Source organism: Pseudoxanthomonas kaohsiungensis (genome assembly GCF_010211765.1).
GTDB classification, from domain to species: Bacteria; Pseudomonadota; Gammaproteobacteria; order Xanthomonadales; family Xanthomonadaceae; genus Pseudoxanthomonas; species Pseudoxanthomonas kaohsiungensis.
Window position 1 is genome coordinate 322,391 of record NZ_PDWO01000002.1, and the last position, 22,930, is coordinate 345,320.

Genomic DNA, 22,930 nt, shown 5'->3' on the forward strand with positions numbered 1-22,930 from the left:
CATCCGGAGAGACAAGAAACATGCAACTCGCCCATTCCCTCACCCGTATTTCCGCGCTTGCCCTCGGCGTCGCCGGCGCACTGGCCTGCGGCCAGGTCCATGCCGCGGCGTTCCAGCTCAAGGAAAACAGCGTCAAGGCCCAGGGTCGCGCCATGGCCGGCGCCGCCTCGGCCAAGGGCGACGCTTCGGTCGTCGCCAACAACCCGGCGATGATGTCGACCTTCGACCGCGCCACCCTCCAGGGCGACGTCACCGCGATCGACCTGTCGTTCGAGTTCGAAGGCAGTGGCTACGCCGCCTCCGGCACCCCGCTGCAGCAGCCGCTGACCGGTGGCGACGGCGGCAATGCCGGTGGCGTCAGCCCCGTTCCGGCGATGTCGTTCATCCTGCCGCTGGAAGGCAGCTTCGAGTACCTCACCCTGGGCGCCATGGTCAGCGCGCCGTTCGGCCTGAAGACCGAGTACGACGACGGCTGGCAGGGCCGCTACCACGCGCTGAACTCGGACGTGAAGATCATCGACCTGACCCTGGCCGCCTCGGTCGAGCTGGGCGACCACTTCTCCGCCGGCCTGGGTGCGGTGATCGAGCGTTCGGACGTGACCCTGTCCAACGCGATCGACTTCGGCACCGCGCTGTGCGGCACTCCCGCCACGCAGGCGCTGTGCTTCATGCCCAACCCGATCACCGGTCCGTTCGGCCCGCAGAAGAACGATGGCGAAGTCGAAGTGCACGGCACCGACACCAGCCTGGGCTTCATCGCCGGCCTGAGCTGGCGTCCGACCGATGCCGTCTCGATCGGCTACTCGTACCGTTCGGAAGTGGACCACGAGCTGACCGGCGACGCCGACTTCACCGTGCCGACCAACGTCGCCACCATCCTGGCCGCTACCGGCCAGTACGTGGACACCGGCGCGCTGGCCAAGCTGACCACGCCGAACGTGCACACCCTGAGCGCCACCTGGCAGGCCACCGAGCGTTTCGCGCTGATGGCCGAGACCTCGCGTACCGGCTGGAGCTCGCTGCGCGAGATCCGCATCGAGTTCGACAACCCGCGCCAGGCCGATTCGGCCGAGGACTACAACTGGAAGGACAGCTGGTTCTACAGCGTCGGCGGCGAGTACATGCTCAACGATGCGTTCACCCTGCGCGCGGGCGTCGCCCGCGACGACTCGCCGGTCAGCTACCCGCACCGCACCCCGCGCATGCCCGACCAGGATCGCATGTGGTACGCGGCCGGCCTGACCTGGGCGGTCAGCGAGAAGTTCTCGGTCGATGCCAGCTACGCCTACATCGACCTGGTGGACACGCCGGAGATCGACATCCTGTCCTCCAGCCGTTCGCGCCTGACCGGCTCCTACGATGGCGGCGCCCACCTGTTCGGCGTCTCGGCCCAGTACCGCTTCTGAGCCAGGCCCGGCAACACGGGTGAAAAAAGAAAGGCCCCGCTCCGGCGGGGCCTTTTTCTTTGCCCGGGCGTGTAGGCCGGGTGCGCCGCCGCGATCAGTAGGGCAGGCCGGCCACGTCCAGCTCGATCGACCACACCGCGCCGGCGCCGGTCAGGTACAGGGTCTTGCGTTGCGCGCCCCCGAAGGCGGCGTTGGTGATGTTGGCGTCCACGCCGATGGTCGCCAGCGCCTCGCCCTGCGGCGACAGCACGCGCACGCGGCGGCGGTTGTGTTCGGTGAGGTAGATGTTGCCCAGGCAATCGACCGCCAACCCGTCGGGCACCTGCACGCCGGTGGCCAGGTCGCGCTGGCCGCGCGGCTGGCCGTCGACCAGGTCATAGGCGCGCAGCACGCCCTGTTCGCCGCCGCCGGCGACGTAAAGCGTGCGCTCGTCGGGCGACAGTGCGATGCCATTGGGATTGGCGATGCTCTCGTCCACGACCGACACGTTGCTATCGGTGCCGACGCGGTAGACGCGGGTCTTGTCCTGGCCGCCGGGCCCGGCCGCGCGCTGGAAGTCCGGGTCGGTGAACCAGATCGTGCCATCGCGGGCGATGGCCAGGTCGTTGGGCGAGTTGAACGGCTGGCCCTGGAACTCGCCGACGATGCGCATCCGCGAGCCATCGACCAGGTCGAAGCGCGAGAGCTCCTTGCGGTCGTGGGTGGCCGCGACCAGGGCGCCGTCCGTGCCGAGCGCCAGGCCGTTGCTGCCGCTGGCCTCGACCGCCGTCTCCAGGCGCCCGTCCGCCGTGAGCCGGCGGATGCGCGAGGGGAAGCCGTCGGCGAAGGTGAAGTCCGAGAAGTACAGCGCCTCGCCTTTCCACACCGGACCTTCGTACAGCCCCCTGGAGCCGTCGCCGTCGGCCGCCGCAATCCGCGTGGCGGTCAGGTCGCCGCTGGGCGCGGTACCGGGGGTAGCCGGGCAGAGGGGATGGACGGGGCTGGTGGAAGGCTGAGCCGCTGGTTCGCCGGCCGCTGCCGCCGGCGCGGGCGTGGCGTCCGTCGCTGACGGTGGCTGCGCCTGCTCGCGCTGGCAGGCGCCCAGCACCAGGGCAAGCAGGGCGGCGGACGAGGCGGTGCGGGTCGGCGACTTCATCGGATTCAAGGCTCCCTCGGGTGGAGCCCGCATCCTAGCGTGCCCGTCCCCGGCAGGCGGTCGCCTCAGTCCGACAGCAATCCGCGCAGGGTGGCCTTCAGGCTGCGGCCGTCGCGGTGGAAGTAGGCGCGCTCCTCGCGCCAGGCCGGGAAACGCAACTCCACCTCGCGCCAGAACGCGGGCGAATGGTTGGCCTGCAGCAGGTGGCAGAGTTCGTGCACCAGCACGTACTCGAACGCCGAGGGCCGGGCCAGGACCAGGGCGAGGTCGAGCGCCAGGCTGCCATCGGGCGCGAGTGAGCCCCACTGCGAGGACATCACCTTCAACCGCAGCTGGCGCGGCGCACGCGGCAGGCCGGGCAGGTAGGCGGGAAGCCAGCGGCCGACATCGGCACGCGCCTCGGCCTCGTAGAACCCGCGCAGCGCACGGCGCAAGCCCGCTTCCGAGGCCCGTGCCGGCAGCTGGACGTGGATGCCTGCTTCGTCGCGGGCGATGCGGATGTAGCGGCCCGGATGCCAGTGCAGCGGCAGCGACTGGCCGCGCAGCGGCAGGCTCGTGGTCTCGCCCGGCACCAGCGCGGCGACGGCGGCGTCGGCCGGCTGATGTCGTTCGAGCTGGGCCGACAGCCAGGTCCGGTGCTCGTGCAGGAAGCGTTCGCCGGCGACCAGGCTGGCGCGCATCGGCAGGGTCAGGCGCGCGCCGCGCTCGTCGACGCTGAGCTTGAGCCGTCGAGCGCGCGGGTGGCGCACGCGCTGGACCTCGATGCGACGGCCGTCGTCCAGTTGGAATTCGAGTGTGTCGCGCTGCACGCGCTGCGGGGCGCGGGCGATCAGTCGATGGAGCAGGGACGGCATGGGTCGATTCTACGGCCTATGCGCGGTTCGCAAGGGCCCTTTCCGTCGCTGCCGACGTTCAGCTCCCACGGGAAGGCGGGGGTGGTGGTGGCGGAACGAAGGGGACCACAAGTGTCGCGCCCACGGGGTTGATGCCGCTGCCCGGCGGCCCGATCCCGTTGCCGCGGCCGGCGGCTTCGGCCCTCCAGGTGTGCAGCAGCGACGTGCATTTGCGAGCGAGCTTCTGCGGGAACTTCGCCCGGGCGAAGTCCTCTTCGCTGCAGTGGGCCACGAACTGGTGGCCCGAGCGGGTCATGGTCTGCGGCAAACCCTTCGCATCCTTCGCGGCGGCCGCAGGCGCCGCCATCTCCGCAGCCAGCGCGGTCGGGATGCACAGGGACAGGATGGCAAGCAGGCGGATCGACTTCATCGCAATGCTCCTGGCAATGCGACGGAGCTGGCCATGCCTTAGCCGCCGCGGTGCTTCAACCGGGGAATGAATGGGCACCGATGGCGCCGGCCCCCGCTTCGTTCCCGATTGCCCGGATGATCCGCATGTCGCCACGCGGGGGCCAGGCACCCCGGCTGCCACCCGACGCGTCGGCGCCACCGGTCTGGCTCAGAGGCCGAATCCCATCGGCGCCTGGGCCATCGACGACGACCGGAGCGCATCCGCATAGTTCGGGATGCGGGGACCTTCGGGCTTGCGATGGGCGAGGACGTTCGCCTCCCAGCGCCACCGTTTCAGCAGGCGCTCGCACCGCTCGGCCAGGTTCTGCGGATAACGGGTCTTGGCGAAGGCCTGGTCGTCGCACCGGGCGATGAACACCTGTCCGGACGAGGTGATGGTCGACGGTGTATGCAGGGCCGGGATGGCGGCGGCCGCAGGCGTGGCCGAGGAGGGCTTGACTTCCGTGCCATGCACGGTCGGCGAGGCGAAGGCGGCGGCGAGCAAGATGGACAGCGGCAACGACTTCATCGAGGCGTCCTCCCGTGGCAGGTAATTCCAGCCTAGCCCTTGCCGCAGGGGGGTGCAAGCCGGTCGCGCAGGACGCGGCCCGAGCAGCCGTTCAGCCGTCCGTCTTGCTGATCTTCAGCGCCGACTCCAGCACCAGGAACAGGCGCCGCACCTCGCCCGCCAGCAGCGCGAAGCGCGCATCCAGTTCGGCGCGCAGGTCGTCGCGCTCGGTGCTCTCGAGCTGGTCGACCGCGCCCTCCAGGAACTTGAGCTTGCGCACCACCAGGTCTTCGCCGAGGACGAAGGACACATGGTCGTCCAGCACCAGCGCCAGCTTCGTCACCTGCTTGCCGGCCTCCAGGTGCTTGGCGATCTCGTCGCTGAGCAATTCCTGGTTCTGCGCCTTGACCACGGCGCCGCCGTCCATCGCGTCCTTCAGCTCGCACTCCTCGCCCAGCGACAGCCCCTCGGGCAGGGGTTCGCCGGCGATCCAGCCGGTGAGGACGCTGCGCGGCGCCACCTCGGCATTGGGCGGAATCGCCGGGAAGCTGCCCATCGCGCGGCGGATCTCCGAAGCGACCGCTTCACCGCTCTTGCGCGAAGACGTGTCCACGGCCAGGAAGCCGTGCTCCAGGTCGAGCAGCGCGTCGGTACGCGAGCTCTTCACGAACGCGCGCGGCAGCAGCTCGTGCAGCAGGTCGTCCTTCAACCGCTTGCGGGCCTTGCCGCCGAGCTTGCGCCCCTCCTTGTCCTCGATCTCGGCGACCTTCTGCGCGAGCAGGTCGTTGACCACCGAGCCGGGCAGGATCTTGTTCTCGCTGCCGACCGACAGCCAGATGGCGTCGCCGATACGGTGCGAAAGAACGTCTTCGCCACGCCCGAACGGCGAGATGAAGCCGCTCGACGACAGCTCCAGCGGGCCGACCGGCTTGAGCGCGGCCTCCGGCAGCAGGGTGTCGAGCTGGGTGAAATCGTGGGTGGTGGGGAAGCGGAAGAACGTCAGGTTGCGGAAGAACATTCGGAATCTCGGGTCATGGGGAGGCAGGCGCGCGGCGCGCCGTGCAGGAAACCAGTCGCGCGTCGCAGGGCGCGCGATGCGCGGTCAGGCCGGCGTGGAAGGCCCGTCGTCGTCGGGCGCGCCATCGTCCGGCGTGCCGGCCAGCCAGGCATGGGCATCGGCGCGCGCGGCGCCTTCGCGGTGGCCCAGGGCGAGGAAGTCGAACAGCTTCGGGTCCGACAGCTGCGAGGGACGGATGTCGCCCAGCGCGCGCGAGATGGTCTCGATGCGTCCGGGCGACTCGCGCTCCCACTGCTTCATCATCAGCCCCACCTGCTTGCGCTGCAGGTTCTCCTGGCTGCCGCACAGGTTGCAGGGGATGATCGGGAACTGGCGCGCGGCCGCGTAGTCGACGATGTCGCTTTCGCGCACGTAGGCCAGCGGGCGGATCACCACGTGCCTGCCGTCGTCGGACAGCAGCTTGGGCGGCATGCCAGAGAGCTTGGCGTGGTGGAACAGGTTGAGGAAGAACGTCGCCACCAGGTCGTCGCGATGGTGCCCCAGCGCGATCTTGGTGAAGCCGTGGGCTTCGGCGTACGCGTACAGTGCGCCGCGCCGCATCCGCGAGCACAGCGAGCACATGGTCTTGCCTTCCGGGACCACCCGGCTGACCACCGAGTAGGTGTCCTGCTCGATGATGTGGAACGGCACGCCCAGCGCACGCAGGTACTCCGGCAGCACGTGCTCCGGAAAGCCGGGCTGCTTCTGGTCCAGGTTCACCGCCACCAGTTCGAACGGCACCGGCGCCTTGCGCTGCAGCTGCAGCAGCACGTCCAGCATGGTGTAGCTGTCCTTGCCGCCGGACAGGCAGACCATGACCTTGTCGCCGGCCTCGATCATGCCGAAGTCGGCGATCGCCTGGCCGACCTGGCGGCGCAGGCGCTTGGCCAGCTTGGCCTGCTCGCGGTGGACCACGCGCGGATCGGCGTGGCGGGGCTGGCTCCGGCGCGAAACCGGTTCGGGAAGGGGCAGGACGGCGCTCATACGCCGTCCATTCTACCGGTCGGCGCCGGTGGCCGCCGCGCGCCGCGCGCCGCCGGCGCGGCGGGGCACGGGTGTAAGCTTGCAATCCGTGGAAGCCTCCGATCCCAGCACCGTCGCCGAGCGCATCGCCGAACTGCGGCGCGAGCACCGCGCGCTGGACGAGCGCATCCAGCAGCTGGCGGCCAATCCGGAAGACGACCTGGAGTCGAAGCGCCTGAAGAAGCGCAAGCTGCAGCTGAAGGACTGCATCGCCCGGCTGGAGAGCCTGCTGATCCCCGACGAACCGGCCTGAAGCACCGGTCCGGCCGGCAGCTCCAGGTCGAAGGGCCGGGCGTGCGCGATGCGATGACCCCCACTGCCGGTCGCGGGCCAGTCCCTGCCCGCGGCCGGACTCAATCGGCCGGCGCCGGCTCCAGCGCCTCCGGCCGCGCCGCTTCCGGGCTGACCCGCTCGATCGTGTGCCGCAGTTCGCGGCCCAGGATCAGCTTGGCGTCCTTGGCCCAGGCGTCGAGGCGGTCGTCGAACAGCAGCTTGCTGTTCTGGTCCGGCCACACCAGCTTCAGTTCACGCAGCTTCTGGATGAAGCTGCGGAACAGGCTCTTGTCGAAGAACTCGGGCGCCGACTCGGCATAGAGCAGGCTCAGCCGCTGCGCCGCCAGCTGGCACAGGCTCTCCAGTTCGGCCGCGCCGAGCGTGCCGGGGCCGTTCTTCACCAGCACCGAAATGGCGATGTAGTAGCGCTCGAACGCCTGCTGGAGGGTGTGGCCGATCGCGCGCAGGCGGAACACCTCGTCGCTCTGGCCCTGGTTGCGCTGCAGGATCCCGCCCTCGTCGTCGTTGATCTGCTGCAGCAGGCCCTCGCGCACGAACACGTCGACGATCCGGTCCACGCGCTCGGCGAACTCGTCCTGGTTCCAGGGCAGGAACAGCTCGGCCTGCAGGAACGGATAGACCGTGCGCCCCAGCCGGACCAGGGTGCGGCGGCTCATGCGCCGGTTGTGCTGGAAGCAGCAGGCGATCCACGACGAGGCGGTGAACAGGTGCACCACGTTGTTGCGGAAATAGGAGAGCAGCACCGCGGTGTCGTCGTCGACGTTGAGCACGTCGCCCAGCGGATGCGGGATGCGGTTGAGCACGCCGATCTCCTCGCCGTGGGCCACGATCTCCTGCGGCGTGTGCGGGGTGACCGTGAAGCGCTCGGAGTAGGGCAGCTCGGCCAGCAGGGTCTTGGACAGGGCGATCTGCGCCAGCAGGTCGGCCTCGCCCATCGCGTGCTTGGGCGTGGACAGGATCGCCAGTGCGAGCAGGTTGATCGGATTGACGTCGGCGGCGCCGTTGACGTTGACCTGGATCTTCTGCGCCAGCGCGTCGACCGTGTCGGCCAGCCAGGCCGGCTTTTCGTCCTCGCCCAACGGCCGGCCGTCCCAGGCCGGCGCGCGCTCGGACAGGACCTCGCCCAGCCGGATCGGCTCGCCGAAGTTCACCACCACCTGGCCGTAGTTGCTGCGCAGCACCTTGGGGATGCCCCACAGCAGCGACCAGATGGACTCCTTCTCCTTGGGCTTGCCGGAGAGCTCGTCCAGGTAGCTGTTGCCCTCCATCAGCTTCTCGTAGCCGATGTATACGGGTTGGAAGAGAACGGGCCGGGTGGGCTGGCGCAGGAACGCGCGCACGGTCATCGCGATCATGCCGCCCTTGGGCTGCAGCAGCCGGCCGGTGCGCGAGCGGCCGCCCTCGACGAAATACTCCAGCGAGTAGCCGCCGGAGACCAGCTGCGCCACGTACTCGGTGAACACGGCCGAGTACAGCGGGTTGCCGCGGAAGCTGCGGCGCATGAAGAACGCGCCGCCCTTGCGCAGGATCGTGCCGACCACCGGCAGGTTGAGGTTGATGCCGGCGGCGATATGCGGAGGCACGATGCCGCGCTCGTACAGCAGGTACGACAGCAGCAGGTAGTCCATGTGGCTGCGGTGGCAGGGCACGTAGACCACTTCGTGGCCGGGCGCGACCTCCTTGAGCTTGTCCAGGTGGTGGACGAGCACGCCGCGGTAGATCTTGTTCCAGACCGGGGTGAGCAGGAAGCTGGCCGAACGCACCACCGGGTGCGAATAGTCGGCGGCGATCTCCCAGGCGTAGGCATGGGCCTTCTTCCAGGCTTCGGCCGGCTTGGAATTGTCGCGCCGGGCCTGGTCGGCGATGGCCTCGCGCACGGTCTCGGCGGCGAGCACCTGGTCGACCAGCAGGCGCCGGGTCGACAGGTCCGGGCCGATGATGGCCGCGCGGATCCGGCGGAAGTGCGCGCGCAGCACGCGCTGCAGCTTGCGCACGGTGCGCTCGGGCGGCAGGCCCTCTTCGACCGTCTCGCGCAGCGACACCGGCTCGGCGAAGCGGACCAGGGTGTCGCGGCCGTTGAGCAGGATCGCCAGCAGCCGGCGGAAGCGGCCGACCAGCGCCCAGTTCTCCGAGAACAGCACCGAGAACCAGCCGCTCTGCCGGTCAGGTGCGCGGCCGACGAAGATCGACACCGGTACCAGGCGCACGTCCAGCGCCGGGTCGGCGCGGTGCGCCTGCAGCAGCCGGGCCAGCGAGTCGGAATGGGTGCGCTTGGCCGGACGCTGGTCCGGGATCAACGGCGCGGCGTTGCGACGCGACAGCGCCACGTAGGCGCGCTTGCGCCCGGTGGGGTCGCGCGGCAGCGGCACCAGCGGCGAGGGCAGGCCGGCCTGGCGGCAGGCCTTGTCCAGGATCAGCGCGTTGGACAGGCCATAGTCCTCGAGCACGTAGCAGACCGGGCGCGGGTCGGCGTGCATGTCCAGGTCGGCCGGCTCCAGCTTGAGCTCCAGCCACGGGTCGGCAAGCCAGCCCATGAAGCGGGCCCACAGCGGCCGGCGCGGGGTGGTCGCCGGCCGGTTCGCGAGCGGGGCCGGGACCACGGCCTCGGCTGGGGTGCCAGCCGGCGGAGGCGTCGCGGCCGGGTCCGCGGCATCGCTGCCGCCGGCAGCCGGACGGGGGGCGGGCGCCGGCTTGCTGCCGGGCGGCGGCTCCGGAAACGGAAAGGAATTCTGTTCAGGCATGTCGGGATTATCGCGCAGCCGCGGGCCCGGCCGGTTCAGCCGGCGCCGGCGGGGCCGGCAGGTCGGGCAGGGTCGGCGGGGCGGGCGACGCGGCCGGGGGCTCCACCAGCAGGCGCGCGGCGTGGTCGAGGTAATCGGTGAGGTACCAGTGGCCGTCGCGCCGGGTGAGGCTGACGGTGGTGTCGATCTCGCTGCCGGCGAGCGGATAGTGGATGCGGACGGTGGCGCCGTCGCCGTCCTCCTCGACCAGGCCGGTGCGCAGGTCGGCCAGGCTGCGGTCCAGGTCCAGGCCGTAGTCGGCCAGGACCGCCTTGACGGTGGCGGCAAACGGGCCCAGGCGGCGCAGGCTCTCCTCCATGCCGGCCGCGGCCAGGGCCTCGTCGCCGTCGAGGCCGGTGGCCCGGGCCGCGGCGGCCAGGCGGTCGATCGCCGCCTCGGCGCGCGCGCGGTCGCCCAGCGGCGCGGTCGCCGACCAGGTGCCCAGGGCGCCGATGACCTGGCTGTAGTGGCCGCGTTCCTCGGCGCTGTAGTCGTCCTGGGTGCGCACGTACTGCACGCCGAACAGGGCCAGCGAACGGGCGGCGTTGCGCAGCGCCGCGTCCTGTCCGGCCATTTGCCGCTCGAACGAACGCCGCAGCGCCTGCTCCGATCCAGGCGCCGACAGCGCGGCCAGCAACGGGCCCAGCTGTTCGTCCAGGGGCAGCTCGGTCACCGGCCAGCGGCTGTGGCCCTCGGCCCAGGCCCGGGCCAGGGCGGCATGCTCCTGCGGCGGCAGGGCATCGCGGGCGAAGGCCTGCAGGTCGTTGTTTTGCAGGTGCGTGGCGAGCTGGCGCACCGCGCCGGCCGGCTCGCTGGCCGCGCCGGGCAGCTCCGCCGGTGGCGGTTCCCGACGGCAGGCGGCCAGCGCCAGCAGCGCGGCGAGCATGCACAGCCGCAGGGCGGGGGCCGGCCGGGTCCAGGAGCGCAGTCGGGGCATGGGCGGCATCCGCAGGGTCCGCGCCGAGTGTGGCGGCACCCGCGGCGCGCGGGCAAGGCGTCCGGGAATAAAAAAGGGAGGCTTGCGCCTCCCTCAATCCGGCTGGGCCGGAGGACATCGTGTTGTGGCACGGTTCCGGCCAGGAGCCGGACGCGGGCATCCTAACGCCGCCATTAACCTTAGGCAATACCTTAGGTTGATGTATGCAAGAGTTTGATTTTATTGACCAAGTGCAACGGCGATCTCATGCTGGATCGCCTGTGCCGCAGCCCGCGGATCGTCGGCCCGCCGGATCGGACGGCCGACCACGATGGCGTCGGCGCCGTCGGCGAACGCCTGGGCCACGCCGACGCTGCGCTTCTGGTCGTCGCCGGCCGGGCCGCCCGGGCGGATGCCGGGGCAGACGATCGAGAACCCGCCGCCGAGCGCGCGCCGGATCGGGCCGGCCTCCAGGCCCGAGCAGATGACCCCGTCGATGCCGGCCGCCTGCGCGGCGCGGGCGCGCTCGAGCACCACCGCTTCCGGTTCGCCCGCGATGCCCATCGAGCGCAGGTCGCCGGCGTCCATCGAGGTCAGCACGGTGACCGCCAGCAGGCGCATGTCCGAGCCGGCATTGGCCTCGGCGGCGGCCTGCATCATCGCCGGGTGCCAGCCGTGGATCGTGCAGTAGCTCACCGGCCAGCGGCCCAGGCCGCGGACCACCCCGGCCACGGTGGCCGGGATGTCGAAGAACTTCAGGTCGACGAACACCCGCTTGTCGCGCGCGGCCAGGTCGTCCAGCACTTGGAAGTACTCGCCCGAGGCCAGCAGTTCCATGCCGATCTTGTAGAAGCGGACGCTGTCGCCGAGCCGGTCGATCCATTCCAGCGCCTGCGCCCGGCCGGGCACGTCCAGGGCGAAGATCAGGCGCTCGTCGGTGGCCAGTGCCAGCGGCGGACGGGCGTTCACTGCGCCACCTCCAGCGCGGCGCGCTTGGTTGCCCGGCGGGCGTCGCGCGGCTGGCGCCAGTCGTTGTCGAACAGCGCCGGCTCCCAGCTGCCGTAGGTCGGGTTCGGCAGCATCCACCAGCGCTCGCCAAACCAGTCCTCGTAACGGTCCAGCAGCGCCTGCCGGCCGGCGGGGGTGTTGTCGTAGACCCGGGCGAAGTCGCCCAGCTGGTCGCCGAACTGCATCAGCACGCGGTATTGGCGCCCGGCCAGCTGGCGGCGGCAGTCCTTCTCCGAACCGTCCTGCTCGCAATCGGCCACCACGGTGCCCAGGCCGAGGAACACGCCGTCATCGGCGACCGGCAGGCCTTCGCTGCGCAGGTTGTCCAGGGTGGCCTGCTTCAGGTGCACGGCGCGGTTGGAGATGTAGACCAGGGTGATGCCCCGGGCATGGGCGGCGCGGGCGAACTCGACGACGCCCGGCAGGGCCTTGGCCTTGCGTTCCTCGACCCAGGCGTCCCAGGTCGGATCGCTGTATTCGGCGCCGTCGCGGACCAGCCGCGCCTGGTAGGGCGAGTTGTCCAGCACGGTCTCGTCGATGTCCAGGATCACCGCCGGCTTCAGGCCGCGGGCCGGGTTGCTGCGTTCCTCGGGGACCAGCGCGTCCCAGTCGGCCTGCTTCAGCGCCGCGTCCAGGTGGTCGGTGGCCGCGCGAAAGGTCTGCGCGGCGGCGGCGCGGTACTCGGCCGAGCGTTGCACCCAGAGCACGGCGTTGAGGTTGTCGTCGGCCGGCACCGACGGAGCGGGCGCGGTGGCGACCGGCACGGCGGCGGGCGCCTGTTCGCGCACCGGCTGGCACGCGGTGGCCAGCAGGCCGGTGGCCAGGGCGGCGCAAATCAGGGAAAGACGCATCGAGCGCGATCTCGGCGGCGGCGGGGGCGCCAGTTTAGCGGCTGGCCGGCGGCGGCTGTGTTTCGACGTCCGCTGCAGGATCGATCATTCGATGGCAGGCAGGCGCACGAGCAGGTCGGTCACGCCGACGTCCACCCCGCACTGGCTGAACAGCGTGGTGGTCTGGCCGCGGTGGTGGGCCTGGTGGTTGAACAGGTGCAACAACAGGTGCGAGAGCCGCCGCCGCTGCACGTCGCCGCGCATGTTCCGGTACTGCAGGACCTGGTCCAGGTCGGCGTCCGCGAGCTGCCCGATCCATTCGACGATGACCGCATCCAGCTGCCGGCGCGTGTCCCACCACTGCGCCAGGTCGGCGCACGGGCGCGCGTCGAGGGCCGGCGGCATGGGCATGCCGGCCACGGCCTGCAGCGCGGTCCAGTGCGCATCCCGGCCCTCGCCGCCGAAGCGCTTGAGCCACACGGTGTCGGCCACGACCAGGTGGTTGAGCGTGCCCAGGATCGAGCCGAAGAACGCGCCGCGCGGCGCATCCAGCGCGTCGGCGGGCAGCGCCGCCGCGGCGCGGTGGAGGTTGCCGTTCATCCAGCGGTTGTAGTCGGCCATCAGCTGGAAGTGGTCGCGCATCGCCAGTCCTCCGCGGTCTCGAACAGCAGGATGTCCTCGTCCTTGCCCGGCAGCCGCACGCTGCCGGCGTCGCGCAGGCCCAGCCGACGCAGCAGCGCGATCGAGCGCGCGTTGTCCGGCGAGACGATCGCCAGGACCTTGCGCAGGGCGAACGCGTCGCGGGCCAGCGCCAGTGTCGCGCTGGCCGCCTCGAACGCGTAGCCCTGGCCGTAGAACTGGGGCAGGAAGGCGAAGCCGATGTCCGGGCGGGGCAGTCCCTCGCGCACCACCAGCCCGCACAGGCCGATCGCCGCGCCGCCCTGGCGCGGCTCGACCGCGTACATGCCCATGCCATCGCGGCCGTAGCCGGCGAGCGGGCCCTCGCGCAGGTAGGCGCGTGCCTGCTCCAGGTCGCGCACGCCGCGGTCGCCGATGAAGCGCAGGAAGTCGGGCTGGTTGAGCAGCTCGAGCATGAATGCCGCATCGCCCTCGTGCAGCTCGCGCAGCCGCAGCCGCGCGGTGGTGGCGATGGCCGCGGGCGCGCTCATTCGCCGAGCAACGCCTGGATCGCGGCGAGGCTGGCGTTGGCCCGCTCCTTCTTCGCCGCCGCGTCGGCGACCGGGTCGGCGCCGTCGCGCTGCAGCTCGGCCGCCGGCAGTTCGTCGAGGAAGCGGCTGGGCTTGAGCCGCACCTTCTCGCGGAAGCGCCGCGTCTCGCGGCTGTAGCTGAGCCACAGCCGGGCCTTGGCGCGGGTGATGCCCACGTACATCAGCCGGCGCTCCTCCTCCAGCGAGCCCTCCTCCAGGGCGGCCTCGTGCGGCAGGGTGCCATCCTCGCAGCCGACGATGAACACGTAGCCGAACTCCAGCCCCTTGGCCGCATGCAGGCTCATCAGCCGCACCTGGTTGCCGCCATCGTCCTTGTCGTTGCGCGACAGCAGGGCGAGCTGCGCGGCCAGGTCGCCGGCGGTGGCGCCGCGCGGGCCGCCCTCGAACCACTCGGCCAGCTCATCCAGGTTGGCTTTGCGCCGCTGGAACGAGGCCTCGTCCTTGCACTGCGCGCGCAGGTCGGCCAGCAGCCCGGATTTCTCGGCCAGCCGGCGCACCAGGTCGGCGGCGCTGAGTTTCGTGGCGTGGTCGCGCAGGTCGGCGATGGCGTCGTTGAACGCACCCAGGCCGTTGGCCGCACGCGGCGGCAGTTGCTGCAGCGCGCCCAGCGACTGCGCCGCGCGCGACATCGGCAGGTGCTTGCCGTGGGCCAGCTCGGCCAGCCTCGCCAGCGAGGTCGCGCCGACCTCGCGCTTGGGCGACTGGACCGCGCGCAGGAACGCCGCGTCGTCCTCGGGATTGGCGATCACCCGCAGCCACGCCAGCGCGTCCTTCACTTCCTGCCGCTCCAGGAACGCGGTGCCGCCCGTGAGGTGGTAGGGCACGCGCAGCAGCTGCAGCGCCTTCTCCAGCACGCGCGACTGGTGGTTGCCGCGGAACAGGATGCAGAACTCGCTCCACGGCACCTGCTTGGATTCGTGCAGGAACGCGATCTCGGCCGCGACCTTCTCGGCCTCGTGCTCGTTGTCGCGGCACTCCCACACGCGGATGCGCTCGCCGTCGGCCTGGTCGCTCCACAGCGTCTTCAGGTGCTGGTGCGGGTTGCGCGCGATCAGCGCATTGGCCGTGCGCAGCACGCGGTTGGAGCAGCGGTAGTTCTGCTCCAGCTTGATCACCTGCAGCGCGGGGTAGTCGCGCTCCATCTGCTGCAGGTTCTCCGGGTTGGCGCCGCGCCAGGCGTAGATGCTCTGGTCGTCGTCGCCCACGCAGGTGAAGTTGCCCTTCGGCCCGGCGATCGCCTTGAGCAGGCGGTACTGGGCGTCGTTGGTGTCCTGGCACTCGTCGACCAGCAGGTAGCCGATCCGTTCGCGCCAGGCGGCGACCACCTCCGCGTTTTCCTCCAGGACCTGCACCGGCAGCCGGATCAGGTCGTCGAAGTCGACCGCGTTGAACGAGGACAGGCGCGCCTGGTAGCGCGCGTACAGCTTCGCCGCCTCCATCTCGCGGGTGGAGCGGGCCGCGGCCAGCGCCTGCTCGGGCGACAGGCCGGCGTTCTTGGCGCGGGAGATCAGGTTCTTCGCGTCGTCGACCGCGTCGGGCTTGGCGCCTGGCATCAGGTCCTTCACCTGGGCGGCGCTGTCGTCGGCGTCGAAGATCGAGAACCCGCGTCGCAGCCCGGCGGCGGCATGCTCGATCTGAAGGAACTTCAGCCCCAGCGCATGGAAGGTGCAGATGGTCAGCCCCTCGGCGGCCTCGCCCTTGATCCGCCTGGCCACGCGCTCGCGCATCTCCTTCGCCGACTTGTTGGTGAAGGTGATCGCGGCGATGCGCCGCGCCGGGTAGCGGCCGGTGCCGACCAGGTGGGCGATCTTCTCGACGATGACCCGGGTCTTGCCGCTGCCGGCGCCGGCCAGCACCAGCAGCGGGCCCTCGTCGTGCAGGACCGCGGCGCGTTGGGGGGGATTGAGCACGATGGGCGCAACGGGTGGAACGGGCCGGGCATTCTACCCGGAGCCGCCGGCCGGCCCGGGCGTGACTTGTGTCCCAGTGACGAAGGGGGTGCGACGTTTGCCCGGCGATGGCCGTACCTTCCATCGCACCCCAAGGGAGTGGAGCGCCATGTACCGGAACCCGCCGTCGCCCGACCCGTCCCGCCGCCGCGGCCCCTCCTTGATCCCGTGGATGCTGGCGCTGGGCCTGCCGCTGGCCGCTTCCGCCGCGGCCAGCACCGAACCGGCCGGCCCGGTGCGGCTGCTGCAATGGGAGGGCGAGGTCGAGCGCCCCAGCTTCGGCAACTACGTCGGCGAACCGGACATCGCCCCGGAACTGCTGACCGAGGGCTTCCTGGCCGCGCACCCGGACATCCGCTGGCGCCGCGAGGGCCTGCACGCCTTCCACCACAAGCGCTACGACGAGGCGCACACAATGTTCCGGCGGGCCGCCAGCTACGCCGACAAGGCCTCGATGGCGATGCTCGCCGAAATGTACTGGAAGGGCCTGGGCGTGGCCCAGGACAAGCCGATCGGCTATGCCTGGATGGACCTGGCCGCCGAGCGCATGTATCCGAACTTCACCATCCTGCGCGAGCGCTACTGGGGCGAGCTGACCCAGGCCGAGCAGGACGCGGCGATCGAGCGCGGCCAGGCGCTGCTGGCCGAGTTCGGCGACGACGCGGCCAAGCCTCGCCTGGAGCGCATCCTCCGCACCGAGGGCCGCAAGGTGACCGGCAGCCGCACCGGCGCGGTCGGCTTCGTGCGGATCATCCCGATGACCGGGCCGATGGCCGGCAAGAACACCACCCTGCGCGCCGAGGACTACTATCGCAAGGACTACTGGGAGCCTGAGCGCTACTGGGCCTGGCAGGACGAGGTGTGGAAGGCCCCGCAGAAGGAAAACGTCGACGTCGGCGACGTGGAGCAGGTGGAGCAGGCCGACTGAGGAAGGCGCGATGCACGAGGCAGGGCAGGCACGCAGGAGGCGGTGCCGGGTCGCCATCGCGATGGCGGCCGCGCTGTCGTGGCTGCCCGCCGCCGCCCAGGTGACGACCCAGGCCCCGCTCGGGCCGGTCGGCGTCAACGCCAGCCCGGCCGCCCAGCGCGCCGCCGGCGTGGCGGTCGAGCTGCAGGGCGACGAGCCCCTGGCCCAGTACCTGATCCTGCGCTTCATGGAAGGCCATCCGGACCTGGCCTGGCGCATCCGCGGGCGCGAGGCCTATGCCCGCGGCGACTACGAACGCGCCCGCGAATGCTTCGAGCGCGCGGCGCGCTTCGCCGACAAGCCCTCGCAGGCGATGCTGGGCGAGATGCACTGGGAAGGACTGGGCGGACCACGCGACCGCGCGCTGGGCTATGCCTGGATGGACCTGGCCGCCGAGCGCTATTACGAGGACTTCTACCTCCTGCGCGAGCGCTACTGGTCGCAGCTGGGCGCGCAGGAGCGCGAACAGGCGCTGCGCCGCGGCCAGCCGCTGCTGCGCAAGTACGGCGACGACAAGGCCAAGCGGCGGCTGGCCCGGATCCTGGTCCGCCAGCGCCCGGACCAACTGGCCATCGGCGGCTTCTTTGGCAACCTGCCGATCATCCCGCCCTCCGGCGCCGGCCGCGACTCGATCACCCTGCGCGGCAGCGAGTACTTCGACGACACCTTCTGGGAGCCGGACGCGTATTTCGCCTGGCAGGACACGATATGGAGGACGCTGCTGACCACCGGCCGGGTCGAGGTCGGCGAGCCCAGTGGCGCCGGGCCACCGACCGCGGACTGACCAGATGGCGGCCGGGCGCGACGTCCGTAGAATCCCCGCCCATGGCCAAGCTCTACTTCTACTATTCGGCGATGAATGCCGGGAAGACCACCACCCTGCTGCAATCGGCGCACAACTACCGCGAGCGCGGCATGCGCACGCTGATCCTGACCCCGCGCCTGGACGACCGCGGTGGCCGCGGCGGCGTGGTCGCCTCCCGGATCGGGCTGCGCGCCGACGGCACCGCCTTCGACCGCGACACCGACCTGGAGCGCCTGGTCGGCGCCGACCTGCTGGCCCACGGCCCGCTGGGCTGCGTGCTGGTGGACGAGGCGCAGTTCCTCAGCCGCGCCCAGGTGTGGCAGCTGAGCGAAGTGGTCGACCGCATGCGCATCCCGGTGCTCTGCTATGGCCTGCGCACCGACTTCCGCGGCGAGCTGTTCGAAGGCAGCCAGTACCTGCTGGCCTGGGCCGACGAGCTGCAGGAGATCAAGACCATCTGCCACTCGGGCAAGAAGGCGACCATGAACGTGCGCGTGGATGCGCAGGGCCGCGCGGTGCAGGACGGCCCGCAGGTGGAGATCGGCGGCAACGAACGCTACGTGTCCGTCAGCCGCCCGGAGTTCAAGAAGGTCATGCGCGGCGAAGGCACGATCGAACCGCTGCAGGTGCCGCTGCTGTGAGCCGGCGCGGGTGACCGCCATCGGCCGGCCCGGAGTGCGCCGGCGGGAGATACTCTTGCCGCTGCTGCATGGCGGCCCGGTGCAGACGGCCGATCACGGACACGGAGGTTCCATGTCGGGTTCCAGGTGGGTGCAGGCGGTGGTTTGCCTGGTGCTGGGCGTCGCGGTGGGGATCGCGGCGGTATTCGCGCTGGCCCGGACCGCGGCGATCGCCGCGCCGGCGGGCCTGTTCGCGTGGTTCAAGCAGGCCGGTTCGATCGAGGCCGGGGTGTTCTCCTGGGACCTGCTGGTCACCTACGGCCTGGGGGTCGGCGTGCCCGCCTTCATCGTGGCGCTGCTGGCGTTGCGCTTCGTGGTGGCGGCGACCGACGGGTCGGCGCTCGCGTTCGCGGCCGGCGTGCTGCTGGCCATCCACGGGTTGGCGCCGCTGTGGTTCGGCACTCCGCTGGACACCGTGTCGCAGCGGCCGTGGTTCTACTACGCGCTGGAAGCCAGCCTGGGGTTGGCCACCTGGGCGGCCTGGTGGATCGCACGCCGCTGGCAGCGCTCCTCCGCGGACGCGAGGCCGCCCACCGTCGTCCGCGACACGACCTAGGCGCGGCGGCGCAGGCGCCTCAGTACAGCCGGCGTTCCGACGCCGGCGGCGGATTCCACTGGTACAGCCAGGTCTCGCTGAGCGCGCGGCCTTCGTGGCGCAGGTACAAGCGCAGGTCGAGCTGGCCGGTGGAGTCGTCGCCCGGGTAGACGTCGAACATCGCGCGATAACCCTCGATCGCGTGCAGCGGCCGCGCGGATACGGTGTCGAGGCGGCCGCGGCTGGTTTCCACCACCGCTTCGACCGTCGCATTGCGCTTGGCCAGCGCCGCCAGTTCGCCCCCGGCGAAGTCGACCGCGAAGCGCTGGGAGAACTGCTCGCGCTTGAAGCCGATCACCCCGCCCAGCCCGGTGCGCGTGGCCACCGCCTGCGCCAGCGGCGGCTGCACCGGCGGCTGCTCACCCCAGTACAGGCGATAGCCGTACAGCAGCTCCTGGCCCGGCTGCGGCCTGGCCTGCGGCGTCCAGAACGCGACGATGTTGTCGAAGGTCTCGTCGATGGTCGGGATCTCGACCAGCTGCACCGAGCCCTTGCCCCAGCCATGCTTGGGTTCGACCCACAGGCTCGGGCGCTTCTCGTAGAACACGCCGTCGTCCTGGTAATGGTCGAAGTCGCGGTCGCGCTGCAGCAGGCCGAAGCCGCGCGGGTTCTCGTCGGCGAAGGCGTTGTAGCGCAGGTGCGCGGGGTTGCCCAGCGGCCGCCAGATCCACTCGCCGTTGCCGCTGTGCATGGCCAGGCCATCGCTGTCGTGGATCTCCGCGCGCCAGTCCCAGTCCATGCGCCGGTCGTTCTCGCCGACCTGGTACATGCTGGTCGCCGGTGCGATGCCGATGCGCTCGATCTCCTTGCGCGGATACAGCGCCGCGTCCACGTCCATCACCAGCGGTTCGCCCTTGGTGATGGCGAAGCGGTAGGCGCCGGCCACGCTGGGCGAATCCAGCAGCGCGTACACCACCACCGTTTCCGAGCCCGGCGCCGGGCGTTCGAGCCAGAAGGCGGTGAAGTCGGGGAATTCCTCCGGCCGCGGCATGCCGGTGTCGATCGCCAGGCCGCGCGCGGACAGGCCGTACTGCATGCTCGAGCCGACCGCGCGGAAATAGCTGGCGCCGAGGAAGGCGGCCCAGTCGCGGCGGATGTCGTCGGGCGAGTTGAGGCGGAAGCCGGCGAAGCCCAGGTCCTGCGGCAGCTTCTTGCCCTTCAGCCCGCTCTTGCCGAAGTCGAACATCGCCGGGTCGTAGGCCAGTTCCTGCGCCTGGCCGCCGGCGACCTCGAACATGCGCACCGGGCGCTTGAAATAGATGCCCAGGTGGAAGAACTTGGCCTGGAACTTCGAACCCGGCACGTCGCCCCACAACGCGTGGTCCTGGCGGAAGGCGATGGACTGGTACTGGTCCCAGTTCAATGCCGCGACCGGCGGCGGCAGTACGTCGCTGCGCGGCGAGAACGCCTTGCCGGCCAGTGCCCGCGCATGGCCCTTGAGCCAGGCGTAGTCGAACGGGTGGCGCTCGCCCAGCGGCAGCGGGCTGGCCATCGCTTCCAGCAGCGGGAGCGGCAGGCCGAAGGCGGCCAGGGCGGCCGAGGCCCGGGTCAGGAACTGGCGTCGTTGCATGGCGCGTCGTGGTGGCGGGGGCGCGCCATCTTACGCACAGCCGCGGCGCTGCGAGGAGCCGGCCGCGAAGGCCGTTCAGCCGCGGCCGCGGGCCACCGCCGTCCCGCAGGCGCTGGCCAGGCGGGCGACCTCGCGGACCAGGCTGCCGCCTTCCGGACGCGACTGCCGCAGCTGGTCTTCGAGCAGGCGCAACTGCCGTGCACCGGTGGCGAGGTCCCCGTCCAGGCAGCTGGCCTCGGCCGCGAACGCCTGCGCCTCCCAGCGTATCGGCGCCATCGACGGCGCTTCCGGCAGCCCGTCGGCGAAGCGTGCCAGCGGGGCACCGTCGCCTTCGCGCGCCGCCAGCCGCGCCATCGCCAGTTGCGCCTGCAGCGTGCGCGGATCATCCGCGCCGTAGCCGAGCCGGGTGAGCTGCGCGCCACGCTCGAGCCAGGGCCTGGCCGCCTCGGCCTGGCCGGCGTCGAGCAGCATCTGGCCCATCCTGCGGTCCAGGTCGCCTACGGCCGCATGGCTGGCGCCCAGCCGCGCGGCGCGTACCCTGCGCGCCTCCGCCAGCGTGGCCAGGGCGGCATCGGCGTCGCCGGCTGCCTGCTGCGCGGCAGACAGGTCGGCCAGGCCGTAATCGAGCAGGTAGCGCCCGTCGGGCTGGCGCCAGGCGTCGACGGCGCGGCTGAAGGCCGAAAGCGCGGCGGCGGTATCGCCGCGCTCCAGCGCGAGGCGGCCCAGCGCGCACAGGCTCAGCGCGGTTTCGCGGTGGCGCGGACCGAGCGTGGCTTCGGTCGGGCCATGCTGGGCGTTGAGTTCCCTGCCGGCGTCGGCCAGGCGGCCCAGCTGCAGGAACGCCAGGCCCAGCTGGCGGCGGACCGCCAGCGTCGACGGATGGTCCGGCCCATGCAGCTCCAACGCCAGCGCCAGGGCCGAGCGCAGCGCCGCCTCCGCTTCCTGCGCCTGGCCACGGTCCAGGTACAGCACGCCCAGGCTGCGCCGGATGTCCACCATCAGCGGATGCCGGTCGCCCAGCCGCGCGCGCAGCTGGCGTTGCGCGGCGAGGAACTGCTCGATCGCCGCGCCGGTACGGGCCGCATCGCTCTCCAGCGCGGCCAGGTCGATCATGCCCTCGGCCACGCCGGCGTCGTCGCGCAGCACGTCGCGGCGGATCCCGATTGCGTTTTCGTACCACTGCCGCGCGGCGACCGGTTCGCCGAGCATGCGCTTGCAGCGGCCGAACTGGAGGCTGAAGTCGGCCGCCTGCTGCGGCCATTGCGCCTGCACCTGCACCGCTTCGCCGGCCAGCGGCCGCATGCGTTCGATGCAGGCCTGCGAGCGGCTGAGCAGGCGCAGGACGCGGCCGTGCTGGCTGGCCGCGTCCAGGCGCAACCCGACCGGTGCGCCGGCATCGGCTTCCAGCAACTGCTGCTGGCGTTCGGACAGGGCCAGCGCTTCGCGGTAGTCGCCGATGCCCAGGTACATGCGCGAGATCACGCCCAGCAACTCGGCGCGCGCGCGCGGCTGGTCCTCCAGCTCGCTTTCGCCACGGCGGGCGCCGGCCGAGAGCAGTTCGCGCAGGGCCATGCCCTGGTGGCGCTGGGTGCCGCCGGCATGGTCGAACAGGCCCAGCACGAAGCGCTGCAGCGCCTGCGCGCGGGCGGCTTCGTGCCGGGCTTCGACCGCATGCCACAGCGCCAGGCCGAGCGCCGCCACCAGCACCAGCACCGCCAGCGAGCCCAGGCCCACGCCCCAGCGATGGCGCTGCAGGTACTTCTGCAGCTGGTAGCCGATGCGCGGCGGCCGGGCTTCGACCGGGCGTCCTTCCAGGTGCCGCTCGATGTCGCGCGCCAGCGCCTCGACCGATCCGTAGCGCCTGGCCGGCACCTTGTGCAGCGCCTTGAGCGCGATGTTGTCCAGGTCGCCGCGCAGCCGGCGCGACAGCTTGCGCGCCTGGCCCGGTTCGATCTGCCCGGCCTCGGCCAGGCGCTGCACCGCCACCGACGGGCGTGGCGGCGAGACCTCCAGGATCGCGCGCTCCCATTCGGCATCGCTCTGCCGGCGCAGGCGATAGGGCTTGTCGCCGGCCAGCAGCTCGTAGAGCACCACGCCCAGCGAGTAGACGTCGGTGAGCGTGCTCACCGGTTCGCCGCGCACCTGCTCGGGCGCGGCGTAGTGCAGGGTGAAGGCGCGCACCTCGGTGCGCGCGTGCGAGGCGTCGGTGCCGTCGCGGTCGAGCAGCTTGGCGATGCCGAAGTCCAGCAGCCGCACTTCCTGGTCGGCGGCCACCAGCATGTTCGAGGGCTTCAGGTCGCGGTGCACGATCAGGTTGGCGTGCGCGTGGCGCACCGCCGCGCAGACCTGCAGGAACAGGTGCAGGCGTGCTTCCACCGGCAGCGCATGTTCGCGGCAGTAGTCGGTCAGCGGCACGCCTTCCACGTACTCCAGCACCAGGTAGGGCTGGTCGCCCTCGCCGATGCCGGCGTCGAGCAGGCGGGCGATGTTGGGATGCTGCAGGCGGGCGAGGATTTCCCGTTCGCGCGAGAAGCGCAGGCGCAGGTTCGGGTCGGCGTAGCCGGGGCGCAGCAGCTTCAGCGCCAGCTGGCGCTGGTACAGGCCGTCGGCGCGTTCGGCCAGCCAGACCTGGCCCATGCCGCCTTCGCCGAGCAGGCGCTCCAGGCGGTAGGGCCCCAGGCGGGTGCCTTCGCGCGAGGGCGGACGGGTGCCGGGCAGGGGGTCGTGGAGGAAGGTCGGGTCGGTGTCCTCGACTGCCAGCAGCGCTTCGAGTTCGGCGGCCAACGCCGGTTCGGACGCGCGCAGGCGCTCGAGCTCCTCGGTGCGCCCGGCCGGCGGCAGGTCCAGGAGCGCGTCGAGCAGCGGGGACAGGCGAAGCCAGCGCTCGGCGTCCAT

The 22,930-nt window shown here is 71.4% G+C and carries 21 protein-coding genes; 6 read left to right on the plus strand and 15 right to left on the minus strand.

The genetic code is table 11. The annotated features are described in order from the left end of the window. The first annotated feature begins 20 nt into the window (after positions 1-20). Complete coding sequence (locus tag CSC66_RS03830) at positions 21-1,406, plus strand: OmpP1/FadL family transporter (protein ID WP_162376052.1); 1,386 nt, start codon at positions 21-23, stop codon at positions 1,404-1,406. Positions 1,407-1,500: 94 nt separating this feature from the next. On the opposite strand, the gene CSC66_RS03835 is transcribed toward CSC66_RS03830, so the two are convergent. From CSC66_RS03835 to ttcA, 6 genes are all read right to left on the minus strand, one after another. Continuing rightward, positions 1,501-2,541 (minus strand): SMP-30/gluconolactonase/LRE family protein, encoded by a 1,041-nt coding sequence (locus CSC66_RS03835; protein ID WP_162376053.1) that lies wholly within the window; start codon positions 2,539-2,541, stop codon positions 1,501-1,503. Between the two features lie 65 nt (positions 2,542-2,606). Next, positions 2,607-3,395 carry a YgjP family zinc-dependent metalloprotease gene (locus CSC66_RS03840; protein ID WP_162376054.1) on the minus strand — a complete coding sequence of 263 codons (789 nt, stop codon included), beginning with the start codon at positions 3,393-3,395 and terminating at the stop codon, positions 2,607-2,609. 58 nt (positions 3,396-3,453) lie between these two features. Next, entirely contained in the window at positions 3,454-3,804 is a 351-nt protein-coding gene (locus CSC66_RS03845) for a hypothetical protein (RefSeq protein WP_162376055.1), read from the minus strand. Between the two features lie 189 nt (positions 3,805-3,993). Beyond that, complete coding sequence (locus CSC66_RS03850; protein ID WP_162376056.1) at positions 3,994-4,353, minus strand: hypothetical protein; 360 nt, start codon at positions 4,351-4,353, stop codon at positions 3,994-3,996. A 91-nt stretch (positions 4,354-4,444) separates the two neighbouring features. After that, a complete protein-coding gene (locus tag CSC66_RS03855) occupies positions 4,445-5,350 on the minus strand; it encodes a recombination-associated protein RdgC (protein WP_162376057.1) in 906 nt (301 codons plus the stop codon). An 84-nt stretch (positions 5,351-5,434) separates the two neighbouring features. Next, the gene (ttcA, locus tag CSC66_RS03860) at positions 5,435-6,373 is read right to left on the minus strand and encodes a tRNA 2-thiocytidine(32) synthetase TtcA (RefSeq protein ID WP_162376058.1); all 939 of its coding nucleotides are present in this window, start codon (positions 6,371-6,373) and stop codon (positions 5,435-5,437) included. Positions 6,374-6,461: 88 nt separating this feature from the next. Here ttcA and CSC66_RS03865 point away from each other — a divergent pair, with 88 nt between their 5' ends. Continuing rightward, on the plus strand, positions 6,462-6,665 hold the full coding sequence (locus CSC66_RS03865) for a YdcH family protein (RefSeq protein WP_162376059.1): 204 nt from the start codon (positions 6,462-6,464) through the stop codon (positions 6,663-6,665). Positions 6,666-6,765: 100 nt separating this feature from the next. Here CSC66_RS03865 and plsB read toward each other — a convergent pair whose 3' ends face one another. The 7 genes from plsB to CSC66_RS03900 form a co-directional block, all read right to left on the minus strand. Continuing rightward, the gene (gene plsB, locus CSC66_RS03870) at positions 6,766-9,447 is read right to left on the minus strand and encodes a glycerol-3-phosphate 1-O-acyltransferase PlsB (RefSeq protein ID WP_162376060.1); all 2,682 of its coding nucleotides are present in this window, start codon (positions 9,445-9,447) and stop codon (positions 6,766-6,768) included. A gap of 7 nt (positions 9,448-9,454) precedes the next feature. Further along, positions 9,455-10,423: a hypothetical protein gene (locus CSC66_RS03875; RefSeq protein WP_162376061.1), complete on the minus strand. Its 969-nt coding sequence runs from the start codon at positions 10,421-10,423 to the stop codon at positions 9,455-9,457. Positions 10,424-10,642: 219 nt separating this feature from the next. Next, positions 10,643-11,371: an orotidine-5'-phosphate decarboxylase gene (gene pyrF / locus CSC66_RS03880; RefSeq protein ID WP_162376062.1), complete on the minus strand. Its 729-nt coding sequence runs from the start codon at positions 11,369-11,371 to the stop codon at positions 10,643-10,645. Further along, positions 11,368-12,261 (minus strand): 5'-nucleotidase, lipoprotein e(P4) family, encoded by an 894-nt coding sequence (locus CSC66_RS03885; RefSeq protein WP_162376063.1) that lies wholly within the window; start codon positions 12,259-12,261, stop codon positions 11,368-11,370. The genes pyrF and CSC66_RS03885 overlap by 4 nt, the downstream gene beginning before the upstream one ends. Positions 12,262-12,345: 84 nt before the next feature. Beyond that, on the minus strand, positions 12,346-12,882 hold the full coding sequence (locus CSC66_RS03890; RefSeq protein ID WP_162376064.1) for a DinB family protein: 537 nt from the start codon (positions 12,880-12,882) through the stop codon (positions 12,346-12,348). Then, a complete protein-coding gene (locus tag CSC66_RS03895) occupies positions 12,861-13,409 on the minus strand; it encodes a GNAT family N-acetyltransferase (RefSeq protein WP_162376065.1) in 549 nt (182 codons plus the stop codon). The genes CSC66_RS03890 and CSC66_RS03895 overlap by 22 nt, the downstream gene beginning before the upstream one ends. After that, entirely contained in the window at positions 13,406-15,379 is a 1,974-nt protein-coding gene (locus CSC66_RS03900) for a UvrD-helicase domain-containing protein (protein ID WP_202935588.1), read from the minus strand. The genes CSC66_RS03895 and CSC66_RS03900 overlap by 4 nt, the downstream gene beginning before the upstream one ends. Before the next feature lie 148 nt (positions 15,380-15,527). Between CSC66_RS03900 and CSC66_RS03905 the strand changes: the two genes are divergently transcribed. From CSC66_RS03905 to CSC66_RS03920, 4 genes are all read left to right on the plus strand, one after another. Then, complete coding sequence (locus tag CSC66_RS03905) at positions 15,528-16,346, plus strand: sel1 repeat family protein (protein ID WP_162376066.1); 819 nt, start codon at positions 15,528-15,530, stop codon at positions 16,344-16,346. A 10-nt stretch (positions 16,347-16,356) separates the two neighbouring features. Continuing rightward, positions 16,357-17,169: a sel1 repeat family protein gene (locus tag CSC66_RS03910; protein ID WP_162376067.1), complete on the plus strand. Its 813-nt coding sequence runs from the start codon at positions 16,357-16,359 to the stop codon at positions 17,167-17,169. Between the two features lie 41 nt (positions 17,170-17,210). Next, a complete protein-coding gene (locus CSC66_RS03915) occupies positions 17,211-17,831 on the plus strand; it encodes a thymidine kinase (RefSeq protein WP_162376068.1) in 621 nt (206 codons plus the stop codon). Positions 17,832-17,943: 112 nt separating this feature from the next. Next, on the plus strand, positions 17,944-18,426 hold the full coding sequence (locus CSC66_RS03920; protein ID WP_162376069.1) for a hypothetical protein: 483 nt from the start codon (positions 17,944-17,946) through the stop codon (positions 18,424-18,426). Between the two features lie 19 nt (positions 18,427-18,445). On the opposite strand, the gene CSC66_RS03925 is transcribed toward CSC66_RS03920, so the two are convergent. Together CSC66_RS03925 and CSC66_RS03930 are read right to left on the minus strand one after the other, a co-directional pair. Then, positions 18,446-20,035, minus strand: a complete 1,590-nt coding sequence (locus CSC66_RS03925; RefSeq protein ID WP_162376070.1) for an OpgD/OpgG family glucan biosynthesis protein — start codon at positions 20,033-20,035, stop codon at positions 18,446-18,448. 75 nt (positions 20,036-20,110) lie between these two features. Further along, entirely contained in the window at positions 20,111-22,930 is a 2,820-nt protein-coding gene (locus tag CSC66_RS03930; RefSeq protein ID WP_162376071.1) for a serine/threonine-protein kinase, read from the minus strand.

Excerpts from the sequence above, each read along its gene's own strand:
- CSC66_RS03910 (WP_162376067.1), top strand. The coding sequence starts at position 16,357 with ATGCACGAGGCAGGGCAGGCACGCAGGAGGCGGTGCCGGGTCGCCATC.
- CSC66_RS03905 (WP_162376066.1), top strand. The coding sequence starts at position 15,528 with ATGTACCGGAACCCGCCGTCGCCCGACCCGTCCCGCCGCCGCGGCCCC.
- CSC66_RS03835 (WP_162376053.1), bottom strand. The coding sequence starts at position 2,541 with ATGAAGTCGCCGACCCGCACCGCCTCGTCCGCCGCCCTGCTTGCCCTG.
- CSC66_RS03855 (WP_162376057.1), bottom strand. The coding sequence starts at position 5,350 with ATGTTCTTCCGCAACCTGACGTTCTTCCGCTTCCCCACCACCCACGAT.
- CSC66_RS03925 (WP_162376070.1), bottom strand. The coding sequence starts at position 20,035 with ATGCAACGACGCCAGTTCCTGACCCGGGCCTCGGCCGCCCTGGCCGCC.
- CSC66_RS03830 (WP_162376052.1), top strand. The coding sequence starts at position 21 with ATGCAACTCGCCCATTCCCTCACCCGTATTTCCGCGCTTGCCCTCGGC.
- CSC66_RS03845 (WP_162376055.1), bottom strand. The coding sequence starts at position 3,804 with ATGAAGTCGATCCGCCTGCTTGCCATCCTGTCCCTGTGCATCCCGACC.
- CSC66_RS03850 (WP_162376056.1), bottom strand. The coding sequence starts at position 4,353 with ATGAAGTCGTTGCCGCTGTCCATCTTGCTCGCCGCCGCCTTCGCCTCG.
- CSC66_RS03895 (WP_162376065.1), bottom strand. The coding sequence starts at position 13,409 with ATGAGCGCGCCCGCGGCCATCGCCACCACCGCGCGGCTGCGGCTGCGC.
- CSC66_RS03920 (WP_162376069.1), top strand. The coding sequence starts at position 17,944 with ATGTCGGGTTCCAGGTGGGTGCAGGCGGTGGTTTGCCTGGTGCTGGGC.
- CSC66_RS03885 (WP_162376063.1), bottom strand. The coding sequence starts at position 12,261 with ATGCGTCTTTCCCTGATTTGCGCCGCCCTGGCCACCGGCCTGCTGGCC.
- plsB (WP_162376060.1), bottom strand. The coding sequence starts at position 9,447 with ATGCCTGAACAGAATTCCTTTCCGTTTCCGGAGCCGCCGCCCGGCAGC.
- CSC66_RS03875 (WP_162376061.1), bottom strand. The coding sequence starts at position 10,423 with ATGCCCCGACTGCGCTCCTGGACCCGGCCGGCCCCCGCCCTGCGGCTG.
- ttcA (WP_162376058.1), bottom strand. The coding sequence starts at position 6,373 with ATGAGCGCCGTCCTGCCCCTTCCCGAACCGGTTTCGCGCCGGAGCCAG.
- CSC66_RS03890 (WP_162376064.1), bottom strand. The coding sequence starts at position 12,882 with ATGCGCGACCACTTCCAGCTGATGGCCGACTACAACCGCTGGATGAAC.
- CSC66_RS03915 (WP_162376068.1), top strand. The coding sequence starts at position 17,211 with ATGGCCAAGCTCTACTTCTACTATTCGGCGATGAATGCCGGGAAGACC.
- CSC66_RS03840 (WP_162376054.1), bottom strand. The coding sequence starts at position 3,395 with ATGCCGTCCCTGCTCCATCGACTGATCGCCCGCGCCCCGCAGCGCGTG.
- CSC66_RS03930 (WP_162376071.1), bottom strand. The coding sequence starts at position 22,930 with ATGGACGCCGAGCGCTGGCTTCGCCTGTCCCCGCTGCTCGACGCGCTC.